The organism is Chryseobacterium sp. CH25 (genome assembly GCF_004119455.1).
Taxonomy (GTDB): Bacteria; Bacteroidota; Bacteroidia; order Flavobacteriales; family Weeksellaceae; genus Chryseobacterium.
In genome coordinates, this window is the sequence record NZ_NRQT01000004.1 from 385,691 (window position 1) to 407,219 (window position 21,529).

The window sequence follows — 21,529 nt, forward strand, 5'->3', positions numbered from 1 at the left end:
AAAAATTAGTAAAAGGATGAAAAACATAAAAAATATAAGTATAGCAGCTGCCCTTGTTATTTTTAACCTTTCAGTTGCTCAGGTAGCAATTGGGAAAGAAGTGGTAGACGGTAATAGTACAGTTCTGGATTTCAATAACGTATCAGGAAATACAAAAGGATTAATTCTTCCTGCTACTTCAGGCCTTCCAACGGGATCTCTGGTGAACGGAACATTTGTTTTTGATGTAACAGATAATAAAGTAAAGGTTTATGAGAATGATGTATGGAAGCCTTTATCTGATGCAGGTAATTCAAGTGCTGTGGTTGTAAATAATTCTGCGGAGCTGGGGAAAGGAGTGGTTATCGGAGCTGCATCCAGTACTGCAGATGGAGTATTGGTCTTGGAATCTTCGGATAAGGCAATGATTCTTCCTCAGATTGCAACACCTCATATTAATGTAAAAAATCCGTACCCGGGAATGATGTGTTATGATACAACCAGTAAAACATTGGCTGTGTTTGACGGATCAGTCTGGAATTATTGGAAATAAACCTGATATAAAACAATTTCCGGTAAACCGGTATATATAAGTTTATAATGTGTATTGAAGCAGCGGTATATGGATGTATACCGCTGTTTTTTATATTTATTTTTTATAAAAAGAGAGATTACAACTTTTTAAGTGTAATCTCTCAGTTAAACAAATAATATAGATTGTAATATTCTCAGTTGACTATGTAGGATATATTATCATAAGGCTGAGATTATTGTTTCATCATAGAATGTTGTGTTAAATAGGCCTCTTGTTTATTTGTGTTTTTAGTTAATATTATTTGTTTGGTTTGTAAAATAAATTCACCTCTCTTGTTTGTACTTTTAATGCTTTTTGTATGATGAAAATTAAAGTAGTTATAGAAGGGCGGGTTTTATATTTAAGTTTTTTTTGTATTGTAAAGAGTTTGTGTTTTTCAGATCACAAACATATTCAATAATGATAATTATTTCCAAAAAACAGCATACGACACAGCTACACTACAGGTACTACGCGTGATTTAATTTATTGATTATTAGGCTTTTAATCTTTATTTTATAAAAATGAGAAAATAAGGTTTTGCGAAATGAAAACCGAAAATTCTTTAATGAAGGACCTCTTTTTATCTTTAATGTCAATGATTTTTTAATACAATTAACCCTTGCAATGTAAAAATTATAACGCTAGAGGGAAGTAAAAAAACTGTAAAGATCTGTCTCCGAAGAAATAGCAAGTTTTTTTCTGAGTCTGCCTTTTTTGGTCTGTACAGATCTGTGCTGTATAAAAGTAAAATCGGCAATATCTTTTGATGAAAAACCAAGCCAGATCATAGCGCATAAAGACAGTTCTGATTTTGTCAGCTGTGGATTTATTTTTAAAATATTCTGAAATAGGCTGGGGTTGATTTCCTCAAATCTTTTAATGAATTTAAGATCATTGCTTTTGGCAAGGTCCAGCAGCTCTGTGAAATCTTCTTTAGAGATTCTTTCCTTTGTGGGATAATTTACAGTATTTGATTTTTCTGAATTTTTATTCTCTTTGTTCTGTTGTCTGTTTCTGATCATTAAAAATAAAATAATTCCGATGATAAGAACAAATGCACCAATGAAAATAAAAATGAGGTTGATATTGCCTTTGTTTTTTTGTTCAATGATCTCGCTTAAGGAAATATCAATGGCTTCATTTCCGGATTCTTTAAGCTTCTGATCCAGCTCCTCAGCCTTGGAAGTATAGCTTTCTTCCATTTTCTTATCATTGAGGTTCTGGTAGATAAAAGCAATCTGTTGGTAGAGCTCTGGTAATTTGTTGATTCTTTTTGTTTTAACTAAGATGTCAGCTGATTTATGGTAAAATTCTAATGCTTTTTTATATTCTTTTTTCTCGGAAAGAAGATCAGCATAAAAAGAGTAAATGACTCCCTGTCTTACGGTTCCATATTCAGTCTTTTTAAGGAGGGATAGTGCTTTGTTGTTGTAAAAAGCCGCAGAGTCAAGGTTTTTGGTTTGTTGTAAATGATAATTCCCAATTAAGGAAGCGTTGATAGCTGAAGGATCCAGGCTGAAGCCTCTATGACGGTAAATTAATGCGGAATCCTTATAGGTGGAAGAAATAAAATCAGCTCTCTGTTCATACATATTACCCAATAGCCAGCCTTTTTCATTCAGCTTTTTACCGTAGTGAAGGGCTTTTGCATTGTAGCTTAAAGCAGTATTTGCCAGTCCGGTAACATAGTTAAGCTGGCCGTACTCATGATAGAGTTTAGCATAAAGAAAGTTATCATTAAGTCTAAATGAGATTTTTTCTGCCAATTTCAGATACTCATGACTGGTTTTATATTTTCCCATCATACCATAAGTATTGGCAAGATTGATGTATCCTAAAGCTTCTCCTTTTGAATATCCGCCACCTTTTGACTGTCTGATGAGTTCATTATTCAGAGAGATCAGTTCTGTGTTTTTTCCTTCGAGTCTTAGTCTTTCATTCTTTTTAAGCAGAGCATTGTCAATTTCAGGGATATTGATTTTTTTACCACAACTCCCCAGGGAGATTGCAATAAATAGATATATAAATAGTCTGTGATGTATTAAATAGATATCACTGATACGGTTCATGAGTTCTATGATTTTGTAATCATTTACATAATGATGAAAATAATCTTGATGCTGTTGTCTGAAAAAAGACATGCCCTTCTTTTCAGAAATCTGCTGTTTTCAGCCTTAATAAGGATATAAAACTGTATTGGATTCCTTTATTTTGATAGATACTCACTGGCAATGCAGTACCGGACAACTTATCATTGTTGTCTGAATTAATAAATTTATTACTCATCATCTTTTTTGTTGTTTAATAAGATCCGCTCCTTTTAAAAGCAGATGGAAGTACTAAATTAGTGAAAAATAAATATTGGTCCAATACCTACTTGGTTTTAAGGAGAATGAGAAATTAAAATAAGAATATTTAATTATTCGATTTTCAGTTTGTTAATTAGGTTTATAGAATTTGAGCACTCTCTTTAATACTACTCATCACGAAAATACTTTTGGTCTGGCCAATTCCCTCAATTTCTGATAATTTATTGATGAAAAACTCATGAAACTCATCCATATTGGGAGCCAGAATCTTGAGCATGAAATCAAAATCACCACTGATGTTGTAAAACTCAACCACTTCTTTCAACTTACCTACTTCTTCAATGAACTTTCCTGCTGTTTTCTTATTGTGAACATTAAGAGCAATCATACAAATAACCATCATCCCCTTATTTACCTTTTTGCGGTCTACTACAGCGGTGTACTCCTTAATAATTCCCTGTTTCTCCATACGTTTAATACGTTCATGGGTAGGAGTGGGGCTGAGATTAATTCTTGCTGAAATATCACGGACACTCATCTTCGCATCTTTCTGAAGAAGTCTCAGGATGGAAAGGTCCTTTTCATCGGGGGTGTAATTTTCTGTTGGCATTTGTTCTGTTTTTATGGGGTTAATTATGTTGTTTTAGTGAATTTGTTCTTTTAATTGGTTGTATGTAGTTTTATTGTTCCAAATTTAATGTAAAATTTTTACTTACGTTCTGTTAATTTTAATTTTGCAGGAAATTTGAATATATGAGTACAAGGAAGAATTTAATATTAATTTTAGCATCGGTAGGAACTTTTGTAGAGGCTTTGGATATTGCCATTATTAATTTAACCATTCCTTCTATTCAGGAACAGTTTCATATCGGAGCAGGAACAGTTCAATGGCTGCAGACGCTTTATGTATTGTTTTTTGGTGGTTTCCTGATTATTGGTGGAAAGCTTTCCGACCAAATTGGGAGAAAGAAAATATTCTTATTGGGAGCCATTATTTTTATGCTGACTTCATTAGGTGCAGGTCTTTCCGAAAGTTTCAATATGTTAGCCATATTCCGTGCGTTACAGGGATTAGGGGCGGCATTTGTAATGCCAGCGGCTTTATCTATTGTAACCAATACCTTTAGGGAAGAACAGGAAAGAAACCGTGCGATTGGAGTTTTCAGCTCCTTTGCAGCCATAGGTTCAGGAAGTGGACTTTCCGTAGGTGGAATTATCAGTACATACCTGAGCTGGCATTGGGTTTTCCTTATTAATGTTCCTATTCTTTTCATTACTCTGATTTTATCCTACTACTATTTACCCACGGATGAAAAGAATGAAAAAGCACAAAAAACAGATGTTATTTCAGGGATATTAATGGTACTTGGGCTTTTAAGTCTTACGTACGGAACCCATGAATTGGTTCACATTAAAGAACAGCCATTTCTTGTAATAGGTTCATTAGTAGTTGCAATTTTACTTTTAGTAATGGTCTTTTTTAGGCTGAAAACCGTTGCAGAGCCTTTATTTGATTTGAAATTATTCAGACACGGGTCTTTGGTAGTTTCCAATGCGGCTTTCTTTACTTTGGGAGCATTTTTTATCGGGTTTTTATTCCTGATTTCATTAATGCTTCAGAAAGATATGGGGTATAGTGCTGCTTCTGCCGGGTTGATGCTTGTGCCATTCAGTGTGTTATCGGCTTTAACGGCTAAATTTATTTTACCTCACATTTCAAAAAGATTAAGCTCTTCTCAAATGGGTGTGCTGGGGTGGTCTTTTATGTTGGCAGGAGGTCTGTTGTTATTGATTTCAGTCTACACAGATCATCCGTTAGCAATGGTTCTGCTAGGTGCTGCTTGTATCTCGGGAATAGGAATGACTTTCTGCTTTACAGCACTTTCTGTAATGGGAATTCAGGATGTTGAACCTTCTAATTACGGATTGGCATCAAGTTTGAGTTCTACAAGTTACTTCCTGGGAGCTGGGATTGGGCTGTCATTCATGACTTTAATGAGTCAGGTGTTTCCATCAGAATTTGCAGTCGGAAGCCTGAATCTGATCGTTTTGATTAGCTATGCTCTTTTAGCCCTTGGAATGTTATTCTATTTTATATTGAAGAGCTTAAAAGTGAAACAGGCAAAAGTAGCTGTTTCATCATAAGCGGCCTTAAAATTACACAAACTATATGAGCAGGGAATCGGTGTTTAGGCATTGGTTCCTTTTTTATGTTTTTTGGATTTCATTCTTCTTCCTTACTTTTGTATCATGAGAATACAAATCATTAGTGATCTTCACCAGGAATTTGGAAGAACTGAATTATGTTTTGATCATGCAGATGTTATAGTTTTGGCAGGTGATATTAATTTGGGAACTAAAGGAATTGAGTGGATTAAAGAGATCATTTCTGATAAACCGGTTGTTTATGTATTGGGGAATCATGAATATTATAAAGGTTCATATCCAAAGACACTCAATAAAATAAAAGATGCAGCTGAGGGTTCCAATGTTTTTGTGCTCGAAAATTCCTTTGTAGATATTGAAGATATTCGTTTTCACGGAACTACTTTATGGACTGATTTTTCAATCTTTGGAAATCCTGTACAATATGGAATGATCTGTCAGCCTAAAATGAATGATTACAAAAAGATTACCCGTGATCCCTCTTATTCAAAACTGAGGACAATAGATACTTTCAAAATTCATCAACTTTCAAAAGTCTGGCTAAAGGAGAGCCTTGAAGCTTCAAAAGAATTTAAAAATATAGTTGTTACCCATCATGCTCCCAGTATTCTATCTGTGCCGGAGCATTATAAAGAAGACCCATTAACTTCGGCTTATGCTTCCAACCTGGAGGATATGATTCTTGAATATCAACCGTTATATTGGATTCATGGTCATATTCATACTCCTTGCAGATACAATATTGAGAAGACAGAAGTTATCTGTAATCCTCACGGGTATATTGATGAGAAGTATAATGGTTATGAAAAGGAATTGATTGTTGAAGTGTAATGGTTAACGGGAAGTTTCCTGGATTTTCTTATCCTTCATCCTTTTCCCCTTTTTTACTACCTTCGTGTCTCATAACCTATTTTCCATGGCAAAAAAATCCCACAAAAAATCTTCCGAAGAACCTGATTTTGTTTCACAGTTGGCTTTTGAAGAAGTCTTACAACAGGTAGAGTTTGATCTTAGAATCAAGGAGTTTGTGGTGATGGATATAGATAAGGCCAATTATATCATAAAACCCAATATTCCTTACCGTTCAGATTATTTCTGTATTTTCCTTGTGCAGACTGGAAGTGTGGGATTCAGGCTGGATGATAAAAGTTATGAGGTATTTAAAGGAGATGCCATTTTCTGTCCCATGTCAGAAACCTTTTGGGTGGAGAATATTGCGGAAGATTATAGAGCTACCTATATTTTCTTTTCTGTTGATTTTATTTCTCAGGCTGGTTTTAATTATAAATCCAATAATGTACTTAAAAGCCTTTCATCAGATCCCACTCATATTATCAGATCCGAACCTGAACTTTTCAGAAAATTGAATTTTCATCTTGATGAATTGAAACAGTTGAATAATAAGGAAAAAGACAATTATTATTTTAATGAAATGATCTGGCATCACTTCTCACTGGTGATTTATGAGATAGATAATTATTTCAGAAAAATAGAAAAACCTCATGTAGTTACCCATCGGGAAGACGAGCTTACCACCAGTTTCTTTATATTGGTTCAGGAGCATTTCAAAGAAGAACATAATGTTCAGTTTTATGCAGACAAGCTGTTTATCAGTCGGAAATACCTTACCAAAGTTATTAATAAAACGATGCTTAAATCACCACGGGATATTATCCATCATGTATTGGCGGTAGAAGCAAGGTTATTGCTTAAAAATCCCAATCTTAATGTAAGCGAGGTGGCAGCGCAGCTTAAATTTTCTGATCAGGCATCATTCAGTAAATTTTTCAAAAAACATACCGGAAGAGCTCCTCTGGAATACAGAAAAGATGATTTATATTGATAATGAAGGAGTTGTGGTTTAGGTGTCTTTTTGATAAAATTAATTCATAATTTTGATTTAAAATTTAGAAATATATCATTTAAATTATCTATGAATGATATTTCTCATGTTTTTTAAAATTAGGAGTCTTTTTGACAAAACAAGGGGTTTTTTGAATAATCCGATTGATTTTTTTTCGTTCGAATTTTGTACGGAAAATTTAAAAGGACTATTGTTATGCAAAGATTTTTTATTCAAAAATCAACCTTGCTTTTCCTTTCACTCATCGTTTTGGCAGGGTGTAAGAAAAGTAATCAAAATCAGGCTTATCAACAGCAGGCACCGGAACTTCCTGTAGAAATAGTAAAACAGGGAGACGCTTCTGTTTCCAGAGAATATGCAGCATCTATTGAGGGAATTTCCAATGTAGAAATCAGACCTCAGGTAACCGGATATCTAAGCAAAATTTTTGTGGATGAAGGAGATTATGTAAGAGCCGGGCAACCTCTGTTTAAAATTGAAGACAGGATATTTGCTGAGCAGCTGAAAAGTGCACAGGCAGCACTCATTACAGCACAGGCGAATCTTTCCACTTCAAAAATTGATCTGGATAGAAAAAAAGAGCTTTTCAGAAATAAAATGGTTTCCGAAATTCAGGTGAAAGAAGCGGAGGCAGCTTATAATGCAGCAAGAGGTGCAGTAAGCCAATCAACTTCTTCCATTGAATCTGCAAAAATTAATCTTAATTTCTCTACCATTAAAGCTCCGGTAAGTGGATTTATCGGGAGATTCAACTATCGTTTGGGAAGTTTGATGACTCCGAGCAATCAGGAACCCATCACTCTGTTGTCAGATATTCATCAGGTGTATACCTATTTCAGCCTAAGTGAAAATGACTTTAATAACTTCCAGAAACAATATGTAGGAAGCAGTATTGATGAGGTGATTAAAAATACCCCGTCAGTATCTCTTTTACTTTCAGGAGGAGAAAAGTATGCTGAAACAGGAAGAATTGATGCAGTTGAAGGGCAGTTTAACAAAACAACCGGCTCTATCACTTTAAGAGCAAAATTCAACAATCCGAATAATACTTTGAGAAGCGGAAATACCGGGAAGATTTTATTAGATCAGTTCTATAGTAATGTTGTTTTACTTCCTATTGCCTCTACCAGAACCATTCAGGATAAAGTTTTTGTGTTTACCATCAAGAATGGAAAAGCAGAAATGCTTCCTGTAGAAGTGAATGGAAAAGCGGGTGATAATTTCATTGTATCCAAAGGACTGAAAGCTGGTGATCAGTATATCGTTTCCGGTTTCGACAGATTACAGCCGGGAACTCCTGTAGTGGCACAAAAGAAAAATGCGCAACAGAAAAAATCGTAAGAAGAAATCATGTTAAAGAAAATTATAAAAAGACCCGTACTGGCAACGGTTATTTCCGTATTGCTGGTGATTCTCGGGATCGTCGGTATGGTCAGCCTGCCGATTACAAAATTCCCGGATATTGCGCCGCCTACTGTTATGGTAACCGCTGCTTATCCAGGAGCCAATGCTGAAACGATTGCAAGATCTGTGGCTCCGCCATTGGAAAATGCCATCAATGGAGTGGAAAATATGGACTACATTACTTCTACAGCAAGTAATGATGGTACGTTGAGTATCACTGTAATCTTTAAATTGGGTACTGATCCTGATCAGGCAGCCATTAACGTTCAGAACAGGGTAGCACAGGTAACCAACCAGCTTCCTGCCGAGGTAATCCAGGCCGGAATTACCACTGTAAAAAGACAGAACAGTATGATTGCAATGGTTTCATTGACGAGTAAAGACGGCTCAATGAGCGATCTTTTCCTTGAAAACTATGCGAAAATCAATATTGTTCCGGAATTAAAAAGGGTGAAGGGAGTAGGTGATGCCATGGTATATGGTAACAAAGATTACTCTATGCGTGTTTGGCTTGATCCGAATAAACTGGCTTCCTATAATCTTACTCCATCTGAAGTTTCTCGTGCGATTCAGACTCAAAACCTTGAAGCAGCACCAGGAAGACTGGGAGAAAGAAGTAAAGAGGTGATGGAATATGTCCTTCGATACAAAGGAAAGTTTACAGAGCCTGAACAGTATGAAAATATTACCATTAAAGCTTTAAGCGATGGTTCTGTTTTAAAATTAAAAGATGTTGCCAAGGTTGAATTTGGGGCATATAGCTATAACGTTTCTTCTAATTTTAATAAGAAGGCTTCTGTAACGATGGCGATCTTCCAGATGGCGGGTTCAAATGGTAATGAAGTTCAGATTGCGCTTCAGGAAAGAATGAAAGAACTGGAGAAGTCATTCCCGGCAGGAATGGATTACGAAATTCCATATGCTACTAAAGAAGCATTGGATCAGTCTATTGATCAGGTAATTCATACTTTAATTGAAGCATTTATCCTTGTATTCATTGTGGTGTATATTTTCCTGCAGGATTTCAGATCTACATTAATTCCGGCGATTGCGGTTCCGGTATCTATTGTGGGAACATTCTTCTTCATGAAGGTATTTGGATTCTCCATTAACATTCTTACCCTATTTGCTCTGGTGCTCGCCATTGGGATTGTGGTGGATGATGCGATTGTGGTAGTAGAAGCTGTTCACGCTAAAATGGAGCATAAAAAACTGAATCCAAGAGCGGCAACCATGTCAGCAATGAGCGAGATTACAGGAGCAATTGTTTCCATTACTTTAATTATGTCTGCGGTATTCGTTCCAGTGGCATTTATGAGTGGTTCCACAGGATTATTCTATCAACAGTTCGCTTTAACATTGGCTATTGCGATTGTAATTTCTGCAATCAATGCATTAACGTTGAGTCCTGCTTTATGTGCATTATTCCTTAAGCAACATCACGGAGGTGCTCATGAAAAGATGAACTTTAAAGACCGTTTCTTTGCTGGTTTTAACGCCAGTTTTAATAAGCTGACATTCCGTTATGGAAAAGCTGTACTGTTTCTTTTGAAGAAAAAATGGATTGCTTTGGCGATCATTGTAGCATTCGGAGGATTGTTCGCCTGGATGTCTATGACGACTCCAAAAGGATTTATTCCTGATGAAGATCAGAGTTTTATCATCGTAACGGCTAATCTGGCTCCTGGAGCTTCTAAAGACAGAACTACCAAAGTTGTTTCTGATACAGAAGATCTTTTAATGAAGAATCCGGCAGTAGATAAAGTGATTTCAGTAGATGGATTGAACCTTTTCAGTGGATCTATGTCTTCTTCTGCGGCTTCTATTTTCGTTAAATTAAAAAATGGTGGCAAAAGAGGACCTGTGAATGATATCAATGCAATTATCGGACAAGTACAGGGAGCGCTTTCACAGGACAAGAGAGCTAATTTCCTTGTGTTGAATACGCCAACAGTAGATGGTTTTGGAAATACCAGTGGAATGGAGCTTGTGCTTCAGGACCGTACCAATGGAGAACTTCAGAACCTTGGAAATATTTCTTACGGAATGATGGGAGCTTTGATGCAGAGACCGGAAGTTGCTGTAGCATTTACTACGTTTGATGTTACTTATCCGCAGTTTGAAGTATTGGTAGATGAGGTGAAATCTGCTCAGCTTGGAGTAAATGTTTCTGATGTTTTGAGTGTGATGCAGGGCTATTACGGAAGTATTCAGGCTTCGGATTTCAACAGATTCGGGAAATACTACAGAGTTTTGGTACAGTCTACTCCCGAAACAAGACAGGATAAAGAATCCCTTAATGGGCTTTTTGTTAAGAATAATCTGGGGCAAATGGTTCCGATTACTACTTTGGTAAGTTTGAAACAGACTACCGGAGCTGAGGTAGTAGACCGTTTCAATCTTTTCAACTCATCCAATTTAACAGTGATGGCTGCTCCTGGTTACAGTACAGGTCAGGCAATGGCTGCTGTAGAAGAAGTAAGTAAGCAGGTGCTTCCTCCGGGATACACTTATGATTATAAAGGAATGAGCCGTGAAGAAGCAGGTTCCAGTTCACAATCAGTGATGATTTTCGGATTGTGTATTGTGTTTGTGTTCTTCCTGTTATCGGCACAATATGAAAGTTATATTCTTCCATGGGCGGTATTGATCGCTATTCCGGTAGGATTGTCAGGAGTTTTTGTGGGAATTACGTTTGCGGAATTATCCAACAATATCTATGTTCAGATTGCTTTAGTAATGTTGATCGGACTTTTAGCGAAAAACGGTATTCTGATTGTGGAATTTGCCATTCAAAGACGTAGAGCAGGGAAAAGTCTTATTGCTTCAGCAGTAGAAGGAGCAAAAGCCCGTTTACGTCCAATTTTAATGACCTCTCTGGCATTTATTACGGGATTACTTCCATTGATTTTTGTGGTAGGGCCATCTGCAATGGGTAACCATTCTATTGGATATGCGGCAATTTCAGGGATGCTTTTCGGAACAATCTTAGGGGTTTTTGTAGTGCCTGTACTTTTTGTAATGTTCCAGGCTCTGCATGAGAAAATTAACGGGAAAGTAGTGACAGATGCGGATTGGGAATATTAATTCAAATGATTTTAACAATGAAAATTAAAAATATAGCATATATCGCATTTATTTCCGGAACAGCGGTTTCGTGTGGTGTTCAGAAATATGAGCAGCCGGAAGTGAAGATGCCTGAAACTTTCAGAAGTGACAGTGTTGTGGTAGAGCAGAATGAAAATATCGCGAAGATCAGCTATAAAGACTTTTTCAAAGATCCGGTTTTAGTAGGATTGATTGATAAAGCAATGGTTCAGAATAATGATCTTCAAGTGGCTTTAAAACAGATAGAATTTGCTTCACTGGCTTACACTCAAAGCAAGTGGGGGAACGTTCCTACGATCAGCGCGACAGCTAATGCCAATATCAACCGTCCTTCAGACAATAGTATGAACGGAATGATGGCAGGTCAGTTTATGGGAAAGAGATATATGGAAGATTATACAGCAGCACTAAATTTTTCGTGGGAAGCTGACATCTGGGGGAAGATAAAAGGAAGAAAGGAGCAGGCATTGGCAGACTATCTTAAAACCCAGGAAGCAGCAAAGGCGGTAAAGACACAAGTGGTAGCTGCTGTGGTTCAGGGGTATTATAATCTTTTGATGCTGGATACGCAGTTGGAAATTACAAAGTCCAATTTAACGTATGCTGATAATACCCTTAAATTTTTAGTAAAACAACAGGAGCTGGGATTAACAACAGCTTTGGCGGTGCAACAACAGGAAATTGTAAAAGATCAGATCCTGAAAACCATTCCGGCTATTGAAAGCTCTGTGGCTACACAGGAAAATGCTCTAAGCCTGTTAACCGGTTCTATGCCTGAAAAAATTGAAAGAAAGACAAGCTTGAATACTGTTCAGTCTCCGGATCATATTGCGGCAGGAGTTCCATCAGAATTATTAAGCTACAGACCGGATGTGAAAACGGCTGAACTGGAGGTAAGGAAAAGTGCAGCAGCCATTCATATTGCTAAAATGAGCATGTATCCTTCATTGAATATTACGGCTCAGGGTGGGGTGAATGCTTTTCAGATCAGTAAGTGGTTCAGTGTTCCGGGATCTCTTTTCGGAATGGCTGCCGGAGCGATTGCTCAGCCTATTTTGAATGGGAAACAGTTGAAAACCCAGTATGAACAGTCTAAAGTATTGGCAGATCAGGCTGAAATAGGCTTTAAACAATCTGTTTTAAAAGCAGTAGGAGAGGTTTCTGATGCATTGGTACAGATTCAAAAGCTGGAAGAACAGCAGAAAATTGCTGAAAGATTAGTAGTGAAATCCGGTGAAGCTGTGAAAAAGGCGGATCTGTTATTCAAATATAATTCTGCAACGTATGTGGAAGTGATCATGGCACAAACCAATAAGCTTAATGCTGAATTGGAACTGGCTTCTCTGAAAGCTCAACGATTGAACGCAATCACTGCGCTGTACCGTTCTGTAGGTGGCGGATGGCAATAAAGTAAAATTAAACCTGCTTCGTCTATAGATGCAGCAGGTTTTTAATCCAAAATCATTATGAAGAATACAGGTATACAGGAGGGAATCATTTTAATTCCGGATTTCAGCGGATTTACCGAATTTGTGTTCAATACCAAACTTTATACAGGAGAATATATTGTAAGACAACTACTATCTACGCTGATTGATGTGAACGATCAGTATTTTGAAATTTCTGAAATTGAGGGCGATGCGATTTTATTTTATCGTTATGATGAAAATCCGTCTTATCAGAACATTTCAGGAATGCTTTGGAAAATGCGTAACGCATTCAACAGAAAAATAAAAGAATTGAGTAAAAGCTTAAGTACCACTATAGATTTGTCTCTGAAGTTTATTGTTCATTATGGCGCTTTTTCGCAATATAATATCGGAAGTTTCAGAAAGCTGTATGGGAAAACGATTGTTGAGGCGCATCAGCTTTTGAAAAATGGATTAGCACAACAGCCTTCGTATGCTTTATTCAGTAATTCTTTTTTAGAAAATACTCATAATCAGGAAACTGATTTCAATAGAGATCAACATCACTTACCAGAAGTGGGTATGATCCATTATTTTGAGAATGTACACTAGCATATTCTTTATTTTTTAATCCTTGTAAATTTGCTATTGCTAGCAGCCCGGGTGAGATCCGGGCTTTTTTATGGCGTAAAATGAAAATAAATATGTTAAAGTTTGGTTAATGGAATTTTTGATGATGAAAAAAATATTGAATATGTTTTATGAATAAGTGTTTTTAATTGAATATTTTCTCTTAATAAATGTTATTTTTTTGAATTTGAATTAATTGTGAATTGCTAAACTGTTAAAATATAGAGGATTATTTCTGTTCTTTAATTTTTTTGATGTAACAAATATTAGGGTATAGTGGTCTTATACATAAAACTAAGATTTCACATGAAAATAATATTATTTCCTATAGCAGTATTAACAGGTTCTCTGGCTTTAGCTCAGACTCAGACTCCTGCTGCTAAGGATACTGTAAAAGGCAATGCAAAAGAGATAGAAGCGGTTACCATTGTAGCAAGAAAACCAACAGTAGAGTCTAAAGTAGACCGAACTGTCTTTAATGTGGCTAACAGCTCTATTGTGGCTGGAAATACAACATGGGATGTCCTGAGAATGACTCCTTTGGTAAGCATTGACAACAGCGATGCAATTAAGGCAGAAGGACAGTCTGTAACAGTATATATCAACGACAGAAAATCTGTTTTTACAGGAAAAGAATTAAAAGAATACCTTAAAACAATTCCTGCAGATAATTTACTGAAGATTGAAGTTATTACCAGCCCGTCTTCAAGATATGAAGCTACCGGTTCTGTGATCAATATTGTATTGAAGAAACGTGATGATGAAGGATTGAAAGGAAGTATTTCACTAAGTAACAGAATTGGTACAAAAAATACACAGTATTCTAATTTTAACCTGAACTATCATAAGAAGAAATTTACTCAGACTCTGATTGGAAGTTATGCCAATAATAATTATGTACAGAAAGGATCCAGTAACCTTGTATTCTATGCTGACAATACTTTGAACAGAGATTTAAGTTATCAAACCATCTCCAAAAGTGAAACTCCTTCGCTTTCCTCTACTTCTGAATTTGAACTGAATGATAAAAATAATATCGGGCTTGTTATGGAGTTTTTTCAAAGCCGAAATTTATCATGGTCAGATACTGATGGAAGAGAATATGATTATGATAAAAAAGACTTTATCAATTACCATCAGGCTCAAAACGCTAATGGTTTTTATCGTAACCTGGGTACCAATGTTTTTTATAAGTATTATGATAAAGAGAAAAACAGGATTTTGGATATTAATCTGGGTACCAATTATTCCGGAAATGATAATAATGAACTCATCAACAAAACCATTGTGAATGATCCCAAGATTAAAGAAATCGGATCCATAAACAATGCCCAGATGCGTAATTATTATCTGAAGGTAGATTACACCCAGCCATTAGGAAAATCCTGGGGTACTATTGAAGTTGGAGCAAAGACAGAGCTTAACAACCACATTATTCCTAACAATCTTTATGGATACAGCTTGGGAACTGCTGAATATACAGGCCTTTCTACAAAAGATAAGTTCCATTATGAGGATAATATCACTTCGGTATATGCTAACTACAGTAAAACGTTTTTCAAAAAGTTGGAAACCAGGATCGGACTTCGATATGAATATATTGATTTTAGAGTAAGACAGGATGTAGCAGGAACCGAAAGAAAAGATGGTTATGGTACTTTTCTTCCTAACTTATTACTGAAATATAGTTTCTCAGATAAATATGATCTGAGCCTTACTTATGACCGCAAAATATGGAGACCCTGGTATTCTGAGTTCAATCCTTTCTTAACTCCATCCATTGATGGAACGTATTCCAGAGGAAATATGGACTTGAATCCTAACCCTAACGACAGGCTTTATCTGAAGTTTGGAATCCTGAAAAAGTATTTTATCTCTGCAAGATATATGCACACCAACCAGGATTATTGGACCACGTATACCAACGAAGGCGGAAGAAACGTATCTTATCCTGGCAACTTCAATGGTAGAGTTGAAAAGTATTATATTTTTGCCAATACCAATCAGAATTTTCTTAAAAACAAACTGAATCTGAATGTTGGATTTGGTTGGTACTATATTGATAATCATGATTTCAATTTGAAAAATGATATTGGCGGAAGGTCTTATATCAACTATTGGGGTGGTTCTGCCAATCTTTCTTATACCAACCTTTTCAATAAGAACATTAACGTGAGTGCATGGATGGAAATTTCCAATCAGAATAACGGAAATACACAGGCGAATAACACCAACGTATTCCATAATATTTCCATCACCAAAATATTCCCCAAAACTCAAATGGAAGCCAGCATACAGCTGATGAATATTTTTAAAAGACCTTATTCTGATGATATCACCTACAATCAGGGTGGAACAGTCAGAAGATATGAATTATGGGATTGGTATGGGGTAAACGTAACGTTTGTAAAGCGTTTCGGAAACCAGAAGGTAAAAGAAAATACCAAAACAGATGTTGAGAAAAACTCCGGAGGAGGAAAATAGAAGAAATGTTAGATTAATTAAATATAAAAGTAGGTTTCAGTTTGAGACCTACTTTTTTGTTTATTTCAACACTATATTTTTATAACCACATAGATGCATAGAAAAAAAATCTGTGTAATTTGTGAAATCTGTGGGAGGTTTACCAAAAACTAAACTTGTTAATATTTTAAACGCAAAGATTTAAAATATTCTGATGTTATATTGTAAGGAAGCGAAGAGGGAATCAATGAAATTGATTCTTTCTAAGCGCATGGTTAATCATACCTCTTCATCAGGCGACTTGTCGCACTTCTTAGCTCCCTTAGAATAAAGCTGCTCAACAAATTCTCTTTTGCGTTTTATCTAAAAAAATCTGCGTAATCTGTCTGATCAGCGAGAGAAACAAAAAAAGCAGGCTTCAAAAAAGAAACCTGCTCAAATTCTACAAAATTAATAGATAGAGTAGTTAGCCGTCAAATAGAAACTTCCATCTTCATGCATCCATCTTCCATCTTTTCTATTTCAACGTAAACTTTATTTTTGTTTTAATGGCATCTGACGAATTCCCGATCAGGGCTTCAAAATCTCCAGGTTCAGCTACCCAGTCGTGCTTCTGAGCATCAAAGAAACTTAAAGCAGACTTATCAATAGTGAAAGTCACTTCTTTTTGTTCTCCTGGATTTAAATAGACCTTTTCAAAGCCTTTTAATTCTTTAGCAGGGCGTGGAACAGATGATTTTAAATCACTGATGTAAAGCTGGGCAACTTCAGCTCCGGCTTTTTTTCCTGTATTTTTAACTGTTACGGTAAAAGTGATGGTATCGTTCTGTGATAAGGTGGTTTTATCTGCTTTAGCCTTTCCAAATTCAAAAGTAGTATAGCTCAACCCATGGCCGAAACTGAAAAGTGGTTTAATGTTTTTGGTATCATGCCAACGGTATCCAACAAATACTCCTTCATTATAAGTAATATTAATAGGGTTTTTCTGGTCTTTTCCTTTTCCGGCAGCCAATTCATCTTTCTGTCCGGGATATTCTCCAAGCTGATGAGCGGAATTGTCTTCAAGCTTTATAGGGAATGTAAACGGAAGCTTTCCTGACGGGTTGGCGTCACCTGCTAAAACAGAAGCGATAGAGTTTCCGGCTTCAGAACCCAGATACCATGATTGTAAAACGGTTGGTACTTCTTTAATCCAAGGCATCGCAACAGCATTTCCGGAAACCAGAACTACAGCTAAGTTTTTATTGGCTTTGGCAAGTGCAGAAATAACGTTGTCTTGATTGTATGGTAATCCATAGCTTTTTCTGTCGTTTCCTTCACTGTCCTGGAAGTCAGCTTTATTCAGTCCGCCCACAAAAATTACATAATCGGATTTTTTAGCCAGTTCTACAGCTTCATTTAAGAGTTCTGCTTCAGAACGGGTGTCTTTTAAGTCCTGTCCGGATTTTACTCCATTGTATTCTCCGCCAATATCACCTACATATCCTCTGGCATATTGTACTTCAGACTGCTTTCCAAATCTTGATTTTATGCCGTCTAGTGGAAGGGTTTCATATTTTACTTTCAGTGATGAAGAACCACCGCCCACAGTCATAATCTTGATTGCATTTTCACCAATAACGGCAATTTTTTTAGCTTTATTGATATCGATAGGAAGTACATTACCTTGGTTTTTTAACAGAACAATTCCTTCTTCCCCAATTTCTTTAGCCACAGCTTTATGCTCTTCAGACGCAACGTTTCCGAAAGGTTTATTTCGGTTCATTGTCGTTTTATAGGCAAGGCGAAGAAGTCTGGTTACCTTGTCATCCAGCTCTTGGGTTCCTACTTTTCCAGCTTTAATTAGATCAAGATAGGGTTTGGCCAGATAATAATTATCGTAAGCATTCTTAGTTCCGGCAGAAAGACCGTTAGTCCAGGATCCGAATTCAAGATCTAATCCGTTGTGAATGGCCTGTTCGGTATTGTTAACAGCTCCCCAATCGGAAACCACTACACCTTTGTAATTCCATTCTTTCTTCAGAATATCATTCAAAAGGTATTGATTCTGGCTGGCATACTGACCTTTATACATGTCGTAAGCTCCCATGATGGTCCATGAATCTCCTTCTGTAACTGCAGCCTTGAAAGGTGGCAGATATATTTCGTAAAGAGTTCTGTCATCCACATTCACATTGCTGGTATGACGGAACATTTCCTGGTTGTTCAATGCAAAATGTTTCACAGATGTTGCTACACCGTTAGATTGTACCCCTTTAATATAAGGAACGACCATTTTTGAGGTTAAATATGGATCTTCACCCATGTATTCAAAGTTTCTTCCATTCAATGGTGTTCTGTAGATATTCACTCCAGGTCCTAAAAGAATATCTTTCTTTCTGTAACGAGCTTCTTCTCCTAATGCTTTACCGTAATTCCAGGACATTTTTTTATTCCATGTTGCAGATAAAGCGGTTAGAGCAGGGTAGGCGATAATAGAATCGTTGGTCCATCCGGCCTGATCCCATTCGTCCCACATTACTTCAGGTCTTACCCCGTGAGGGCCATCAGTCGTCCAGAATTCAGGAATTCCTAATCTTGGAACACCAGGTGAACTGAACTTCGACTGTGCATGAAGCATAGCCACTTTTTCTTCCAGGGTCATTTTGGATAGAGCATCCTTAATGCGCTCTTCTACAGGTTTTGATTCATCTAAATAAACGGGAGTAGTATTCTGGGCCATATAAGAAACAGAAATAAAGGTGAATAAACTTACAATGGCGGTTTTCTTTAACATATTGCCTTTTTATTGGATTAAAGCAAAAATAAACAAAATTTTTATATTATCTCAAATTGAGAAAATAAATTTTGAAACCTAAAAAAACTGCCAGAAAAATTGCTGACAGTTTGTTATTTATTGTTGGGTAGAAATGTAATGAGAGAGATTTGGAGAAAATAGACGAATAGATAATAGAATTTACACGGCAATCGTCAATTAGAGGTGAAGGGATAACAACTCGTACCCCATATCTCGAATCCCGCACCCCGAAACATACTCTCCAACACAATTACCAGCCTTTCACAGCTCCTCCTTTAAACACTTCCAAAGCTTTCTTTTCCACTTCATCAGACTGATATGCTTTCACAAAGTTTTTTACCTTTTGGCTGTTCTTGTTATCCTGTCTTGTTACAACGAGGTTAACGTATGGGGAGTCTTTATCTTCTTTGAATATACCTTGTTTTTCAGAATCCAGTCCGGCTTGGGCGGCAAAATTGTTATTGATGATGCCTACCACAACATCTCTGTCATCTAAAACCCTAGGGATCTGTGCTCCCTCAATCTCCATAATATTTAATTGTTTTGGGTTTTCTGTGATATCGGTAACTTTTGGAAGCAATCCGACACCAGCTTTTAATTTTACTAGCCCATTTTTCTGTAACAGAAGTAAAGAACGGCCGCCATTGGTAGGGTCATTAGGAATAACAATGGTGCTTCCATTTTGAAGTTCACTAAGGTTTTTGATCTTTTTAGAATAGGCAACAATAGGGTATACAAACGTATTTCCTACAATAGCAAGGTTATATCCTCTTTGTTTTGATTGTTCGGTTAAATAAGGAGCATGCTGGAACGCGTTGGCATCAATATCGCCATTTACCAAAGCCTCATTGGGAACCACATAATCATTGAAAGGAATCAGCTCCACTTCTAGATTATACTTCTCTTTGGCTACTTTTTTAGCTACTTCAGCTACTTCCTGTTCCGGTCCGTAAGTAATTCCAACCCTGATAAAATTCGGATCGTCTTTTCTTCCTGAGCATGCACTAAAAAGCAGTACTCCGGCAGCGATTAAACCTAAAATCTTTATTTTTTTCATTCTATTCTTTTTAATAATATGTATAAAGGGTACAGAACCTGTTCGTTCACATCTCAATTACTCTAAAACTCTCATTACCTATGGTCAAACTTCTTAGATAGTCTGTCTCCCATAAACTGGATGATAAAAACCAAAAGAACAAGCAGTATCAGAACAGTGTTCATGATTACAATATCATAACCGATATATCCATATTGGTATCCAACCTGTCCTAATCCACCTGCACCTACAGCACCTCCCATAGCAGAATACCCTACTAAGGTGATTAAAGTAATGGTCGCATTATTAATTAATGAAGGAAGTGCTTCAGGAAGCAAAACCTTTCTGATAATCTGAATTGGCGATGCACCCAGAGCTCTTGCCGTCTCAATTAATCCGTGGGGAACTTCAATAAGGCTGTTTTCTACCAATCGTGCAATGAAAGGAGCAGCTCCAACACTTAGTGGAACCAAAGCTGCATTCACTCCAATGGATGTTCCTGCTAAAATCCTTGTAAAAGGGATCATCCACACAATTAAAATAATGAAAGGGATAGCACGGAAAATATTTACAATAATGGATAATGCTCTATAATAGGCCACATTTTCCAACAGTTGTCCTTTTCTTGTTAAAAATAATAGAATTCCCACCGGAAGACCAAGAACGAATCCAAAAAATCCGGACACGAATGTCATATAAACTGTTTCCCAGGTTCCTTTTGCCAAAAGGGCAAGTACCGCATCACTAAGCATATCCTTTTACTGTATTTTGAATTTTATTCTGATTAAAATAATAAATGGCTTTTTGGTTTTCCTCAGCCTCTCCTTGAAGTTGCAAAAGTAGTTTACCAAAATTAGAATTCCCAAAATATTCTACATCTGCTTTCAAAAGTTTGTAAGGAATTTTATGTTCATTGTATAATGCTGACAGAATCTGTTCAACACTTATGTTTTCGTTAAGTTCTATTTCAACCAGTGGAAATAAACCATCCTGCGGCTCTTTCTGTAGTCTGATATTGAGTTCCTGTGGCAGGGTCATGATGTCTGAATTTATAAATTGTTGGATCACCGGATTTTCCCGGTTTGAAATGATCTCACTTAAAGTTCCTTTGGCTAATAGTTTTCCTTTGTCTATCACGGCTACGTGGTTACAAACCGCTTTAATAACTTCCATTTCATGGGTAATCAGAAGAATGGTAATCCCTAATCTCTGGTTGATATCCCTTAACAGCTGTAAAATAGATTGAGTGGTCACCGGATCGAGTGCACTGGTTGCTTCGTCACAAAGCAGTAGGTGAGGGTCATTAGCCAGAGCCCTTGCAATGGCTACTCTTTGTTTCTGACCTCCGGAAAGACTTTTGGGATAATCATTGGCTTTATCTTCAAGACCTACAATTTTCAATAATTCGTTGACCTTTTTTTTAATCTGATCTTTGCTGATGTGATCTAGTTCCAGGGGAAGCGCTACATTATCAAAAACAGTTCTCGAAGAAAGAAGATTAAAATGCTGGAAGATCATTCCTATTTTTTTACGTTCCTCAGCAAGCTGCTTTGAACTTAGTTGAATAAAATCCTTTCCATTAATAATAACCTGGCCTTCATCCGGTCTTTCCAATAGATTAACGGTACGGATCAGCGTACTTTTTCCTGCTCCGGAGAATCCTATGATTCCTACAATATCACCTTTATCTATATTGAGACTCACCTGATCCAATGCCTTAAAGGCTTGTTTCTTTTGATGGAATGTTTTTGATATGTTTTTGATTTCTATCATTCTGATGCTTTATA

At 36.6% G+C, this 21,529-nt stretch carries 15 protein-coding genes; 9 read left to right on the plus strand and 6 right to left on the minus strand.

Going from position 1 to position 21,529, the window contains the following annotated elements; all coding sequences use genetic code 11:
- Nucleotides 1-16 precede the first annotated feature (16 nt).
- Complete coding sequence (locus tag BOQ64_RS12490) at nt 17-532, plus strand: hypothetical protein (protein WP_228448354.1); 516 nt, start codon at nt 17-19, stop codon at nt 530-532.
- A 665-nt stretch (nt 533-1,197) separates the two neighbouring features.
- Here the strand turns inward: BOQ64_RS12490 and BOQ64_RS12495 are convergent.
- Together BOQ64_RS12495 and BOQ64_RS12500 are read right to left on the minus strand one after the other, a co-directional pair.
- Nucleotides 1,198-2,625: a LuxR C-terminal-related transcriptional regulator gene (locus BOQ64_RS12495; protein WP_164975799.1), complete on the minus strand. Its 1,428-nt coding sequence runs from the start codon at nt 2,623-2,625 to the stop codon at nt 1,198-1,200.
- Between the two features lie 379 nt (nt 2,626-3,004).
- Complete coding sequence (locus BOQ64_RS12500) at nt 3,005-3,475, minus strand: Lrp/AsnC family transcriptional regulator (protein ID WP_129055700.1); 471 nt, start codon at nt 3,473-3,475, stop codon at nt 3,005-3,007.
- A 143-nt stretch (nt 3,476-3,618) separates the two neighbouring features.
- Here BOQ64_RS12500 and BOQ64_RS12505 point away from each other — a divergent pair, with 143 nt between their 5' ends.
- The 8 genes from BOQ64_RS12505 (at nt 3,619) to BOQ64_RS12540 (ending at nt 15,930) form a co-directional block, all read left to right on the plus strand.
- On the plus strand, nt 3,619-5,010 hold the full coding sequence (locus tag BOQ64_RS12505; protein WP_129055702.1) for an MFS transporter: 1,392 nt from the start codon (nt 3,619-3,621) through the stop codon (nt 5,008-5,010).
- Nucleotides 5,011-5,115: 105 nt separating this feature from the next.
- A complete protein-coding gene (locus BOQ64_RS12510; RefSeq protein ID WP_129055704.1) occupies nt 5,116-5,862 on the plus strand; it encodes a metallophosphoesterase in 747 nt (248 codons plus the stop codon).
- 85 nt (nt 5,863-5,947) lie between these two features.
- Nucleotides 5,948-6,874, plus strand: a complete 927-nt coding sequence (locus BOQ64_RS12515; RefSeq protein WP_129059726.1) for a helix-turn-helix domain-containing protein — start codon at nt 5,948-5,950, stop codon at nt 6,872-6,874.
- Between the two features lie 216 nt (nt 6,875-7,090).
- Complete coding sequence (locus BOQ64_RS12520) at nt 7,091-8,236, plus strand: efflux RND transporter periplasmic adaptor subunit (protein WP_129055708.1); 1,146 nt, start codon at nt 7,091-7,093, stop codon at nt 8,234-8,236.
- 9 nt (nt 8,237-8,245) lie between these two features.
- Complete coding sequence (locus BOQ64_RS12525; RefSeq protein WP_129055710.1) at nt 8,246-11,386, plus strand: efflux RND transporter permease subunit; 3,141 nt, start codon at nt 8,246-8,248, stop codon at nt 11,384-11,386.
- Nucleotides 11,387-11,403: 17 nt separating this feature from the next.
- Entirely contained in the window at nt 11,404-12,816 is a 1,413-nt protein-coding gene (locus BOQ64_RS12530; RefSeq protein ID WP_228448355.1) for an efflux transporter outer membrane subunit, read from the plus strand.
- Between the two features lie 57 nt (nt 12,817-12,873).
- Nucleotides 12,874-13,428: a DUF2652 domain-containing protein gene (locus tag BOQ64_RS12535; RefSeq protein ID WP_129055714.1), complete on the plus strand. Its 555-nt coding sequence runs from the start codon at nt 12,874-12,876 to the stop codon at nt 13,426-13,428.
- 324 nt (nt 13,429-13,752) lie between these two features.
- The gene (locus BOQ64_RS12540) at nt 13,753-15,930 is read left to right on the plus strand and encodes an outer membrane beta-barrel protein (protein ID WP_129055716.1); all 2,178 of its coding nucleotides are present in this window, start codon (nt 13,753-13,755) and stop codon (nt 15,928-15,930) included.
- Nucleotides 15,931-16,426: 496 nt separating this feature from the next.
- Here the strand turns inward: BOQ64_RS12540 and BOQ64_RS12545 are convergent, their stop codons facing one another.
- The 4 genes from BOQ64_RS12545 to BOQ64_RS12560 all read right to left on the minus strand — a co-directional run bounded on the left by BOQ64_RS12545 (nt 16,427) and on the right by BOQ64_RS12560 (nt 21,515).
- Nucleotides 16,427-18,685 carry a glycoside hydrolase family 3 C-terminal domain-containing protein gene (locus tag BOQ64_RS12545; RefSeq protein ID WP_129055718.1) on the minus strand — a complete coding sequence of 753 codons (2,259 nt, stop codon included), beginning with the start codon at nt 18,683-18,685 and terminating at the stop codon, nt 16,427-16,429.
- 271 nt (nt 18,686-18,956) lie between these two features.
- Complete coding sequence (gene metQ, locus BOQ64_RS12550) at nt 18,957-19,763, minus strand: methionine ABC transporter substrate-binding lipoprotein MetQ (RefSeq protein WP_129055719.1); 807 nt, start codon at nt 19,761-19,763, stop codon at nt 18,957-18,959.
- 74 nt (nt 19,764-19,837) lie between these two features.
- Complete coding sequence (gene metI / locus BOQ64_RS12555; RefSeq protein ID WP_129055721.1) at nt 19,838-20,494, minus strand: methionine ABC transporter permease MetI; 657 nt, start codon at nt 20,492-20,494, stop codon at nt 19,838-19,840.
- Nucleotides 20,487-21,515 carry a methionine ABC transporter ATP-binding protein gene (locus BOQ64_RS12560; RefSeq protein WP_129055723.1) on the minus strand — a complete coding sequence of 343 codons (1,029 nt, stop codon included), beginning with the start codon at nt 21,513-21,515 and terminating at the stop codon, nt 20,487-20,489. Before BOQ64_RS12560 ends, metI begins: the two co-directional genes overlap by 8 nt.
- Nucleotides 21,516-21,529 lie beyond the last annotated feature (14 nt).

What these genes read in the sequence shown, in the direction of transcription:
- BOQ64_RS12505 (WP_129055702.1), top strand. Translation starts at nt 3,619, where the DNA reads ATGAGTACAAGGAAGAATTTAATATTAATTTTAGCATCGGTAGGAACT.
- BOQ64_RS12545 (WP_129055718.1), bottom strand. Translation starts at nt 18,685, where the DNA reads ATGTTAAAGAAAACCGCCATTGTAAGTTTATTCACCTTTATTTCTGTT.
- BOQ64_RS12540 (WP_129055716.1), top strand. Translation starts at nt 13,753, where the DNA reads ATGAAAATAATATTATTTCCTATAGCAGTATTAACAGGTTCTCTGGCT.
- BOQ64_RS12500 (WP_129055700.1), bottom strand. Translation starts at nt 3,475, where the DNA reads ATGCCAACAGAAAATTACACCCCCGATGAAAAGGACCTTTCCATCCTG.
- BOQ64_RS12525 (WP_129055710.1), top strand. Translation starts at nt 8,246, where the DNA reads ATGTTAAAGAAAATTATAAAAAGACCCGTACTGGCAACGGTTATTTCC.
- BOQ64_RS12490 (WP_228448354.1), top strand. Translation starts at nt 17, where the DNA reads ATGAAAAACATAAAAAATATAAGTATAGCAGCTGCCCTTGTTATTTTT.
- BOQ64_RS12515 (WP_129059726.1), top strand. Translation starts at nt 5,948, where the DNA reads ATGGCAAAAAAATCCCACAAAAAATCTTCCGAAGAACCTGATTTTGTT.
- BOQ64_RS12495 (WP_164975799.1), bottom strand. Translation starts at nt 2,625, where the DNA reads ATGAACCGTATCAGTGATATCTATTTAATACATCACAGACTATTTATA.
- metQ (WP_129055719.1), bottom strand. Translation starts at nt 19,763, where the DNA reads ATGAAAAAAATAAAGATTTTAGGTTTAATCGCTGCCGGAGTACTGCTT.
- BOQ64_RS12535 (WP_129055714.1), top strand. Translation starts at nt 12,874, where the DNA reads ATGAAGAATACAGGTATACAGGAGGGAATCATTTTAATTCCGGATTTC.
- BOQ64_RS12510 (WP_129055704.1), top strand. Translation starts at nt 5,116, where the DNA reads ATGAGAATACAAATCATTAGTGATCTTCACCAGGAATTTGGAAGAACT.
- BOQ64_RS12520 (WP_129055708.1), top strand. Translation starts at nt 7,091, where the DNA reads ATGCAAAGATTTTTTATTCAAAAATCAACCTTGCTTTTCCTTTCACTC.
- BOQ64_RS12560 (WP_129055723.1), bottom strand. Translation starts at nt 21,515, where the DNA reads ATGATAGAAATCAAAAACATATCAAAAACATTCCATCAAAAGAAACAA.
- metI (WP_129055721.1), bottom strand. Translation starts at nt 20,494, where the DNA reads ATGCTTAGTGATGCGGTACTTGCCCTTTTGGCAAAAGGAACCTGGGAA.
- BOQ64_RS12530 (WP_228448355.1), top strand. Translation starts at nt 11,404, where the DNA reads ATGAAAATTAAAAATATAGCATATATCGCATTTATTTCCGGAACAGCG.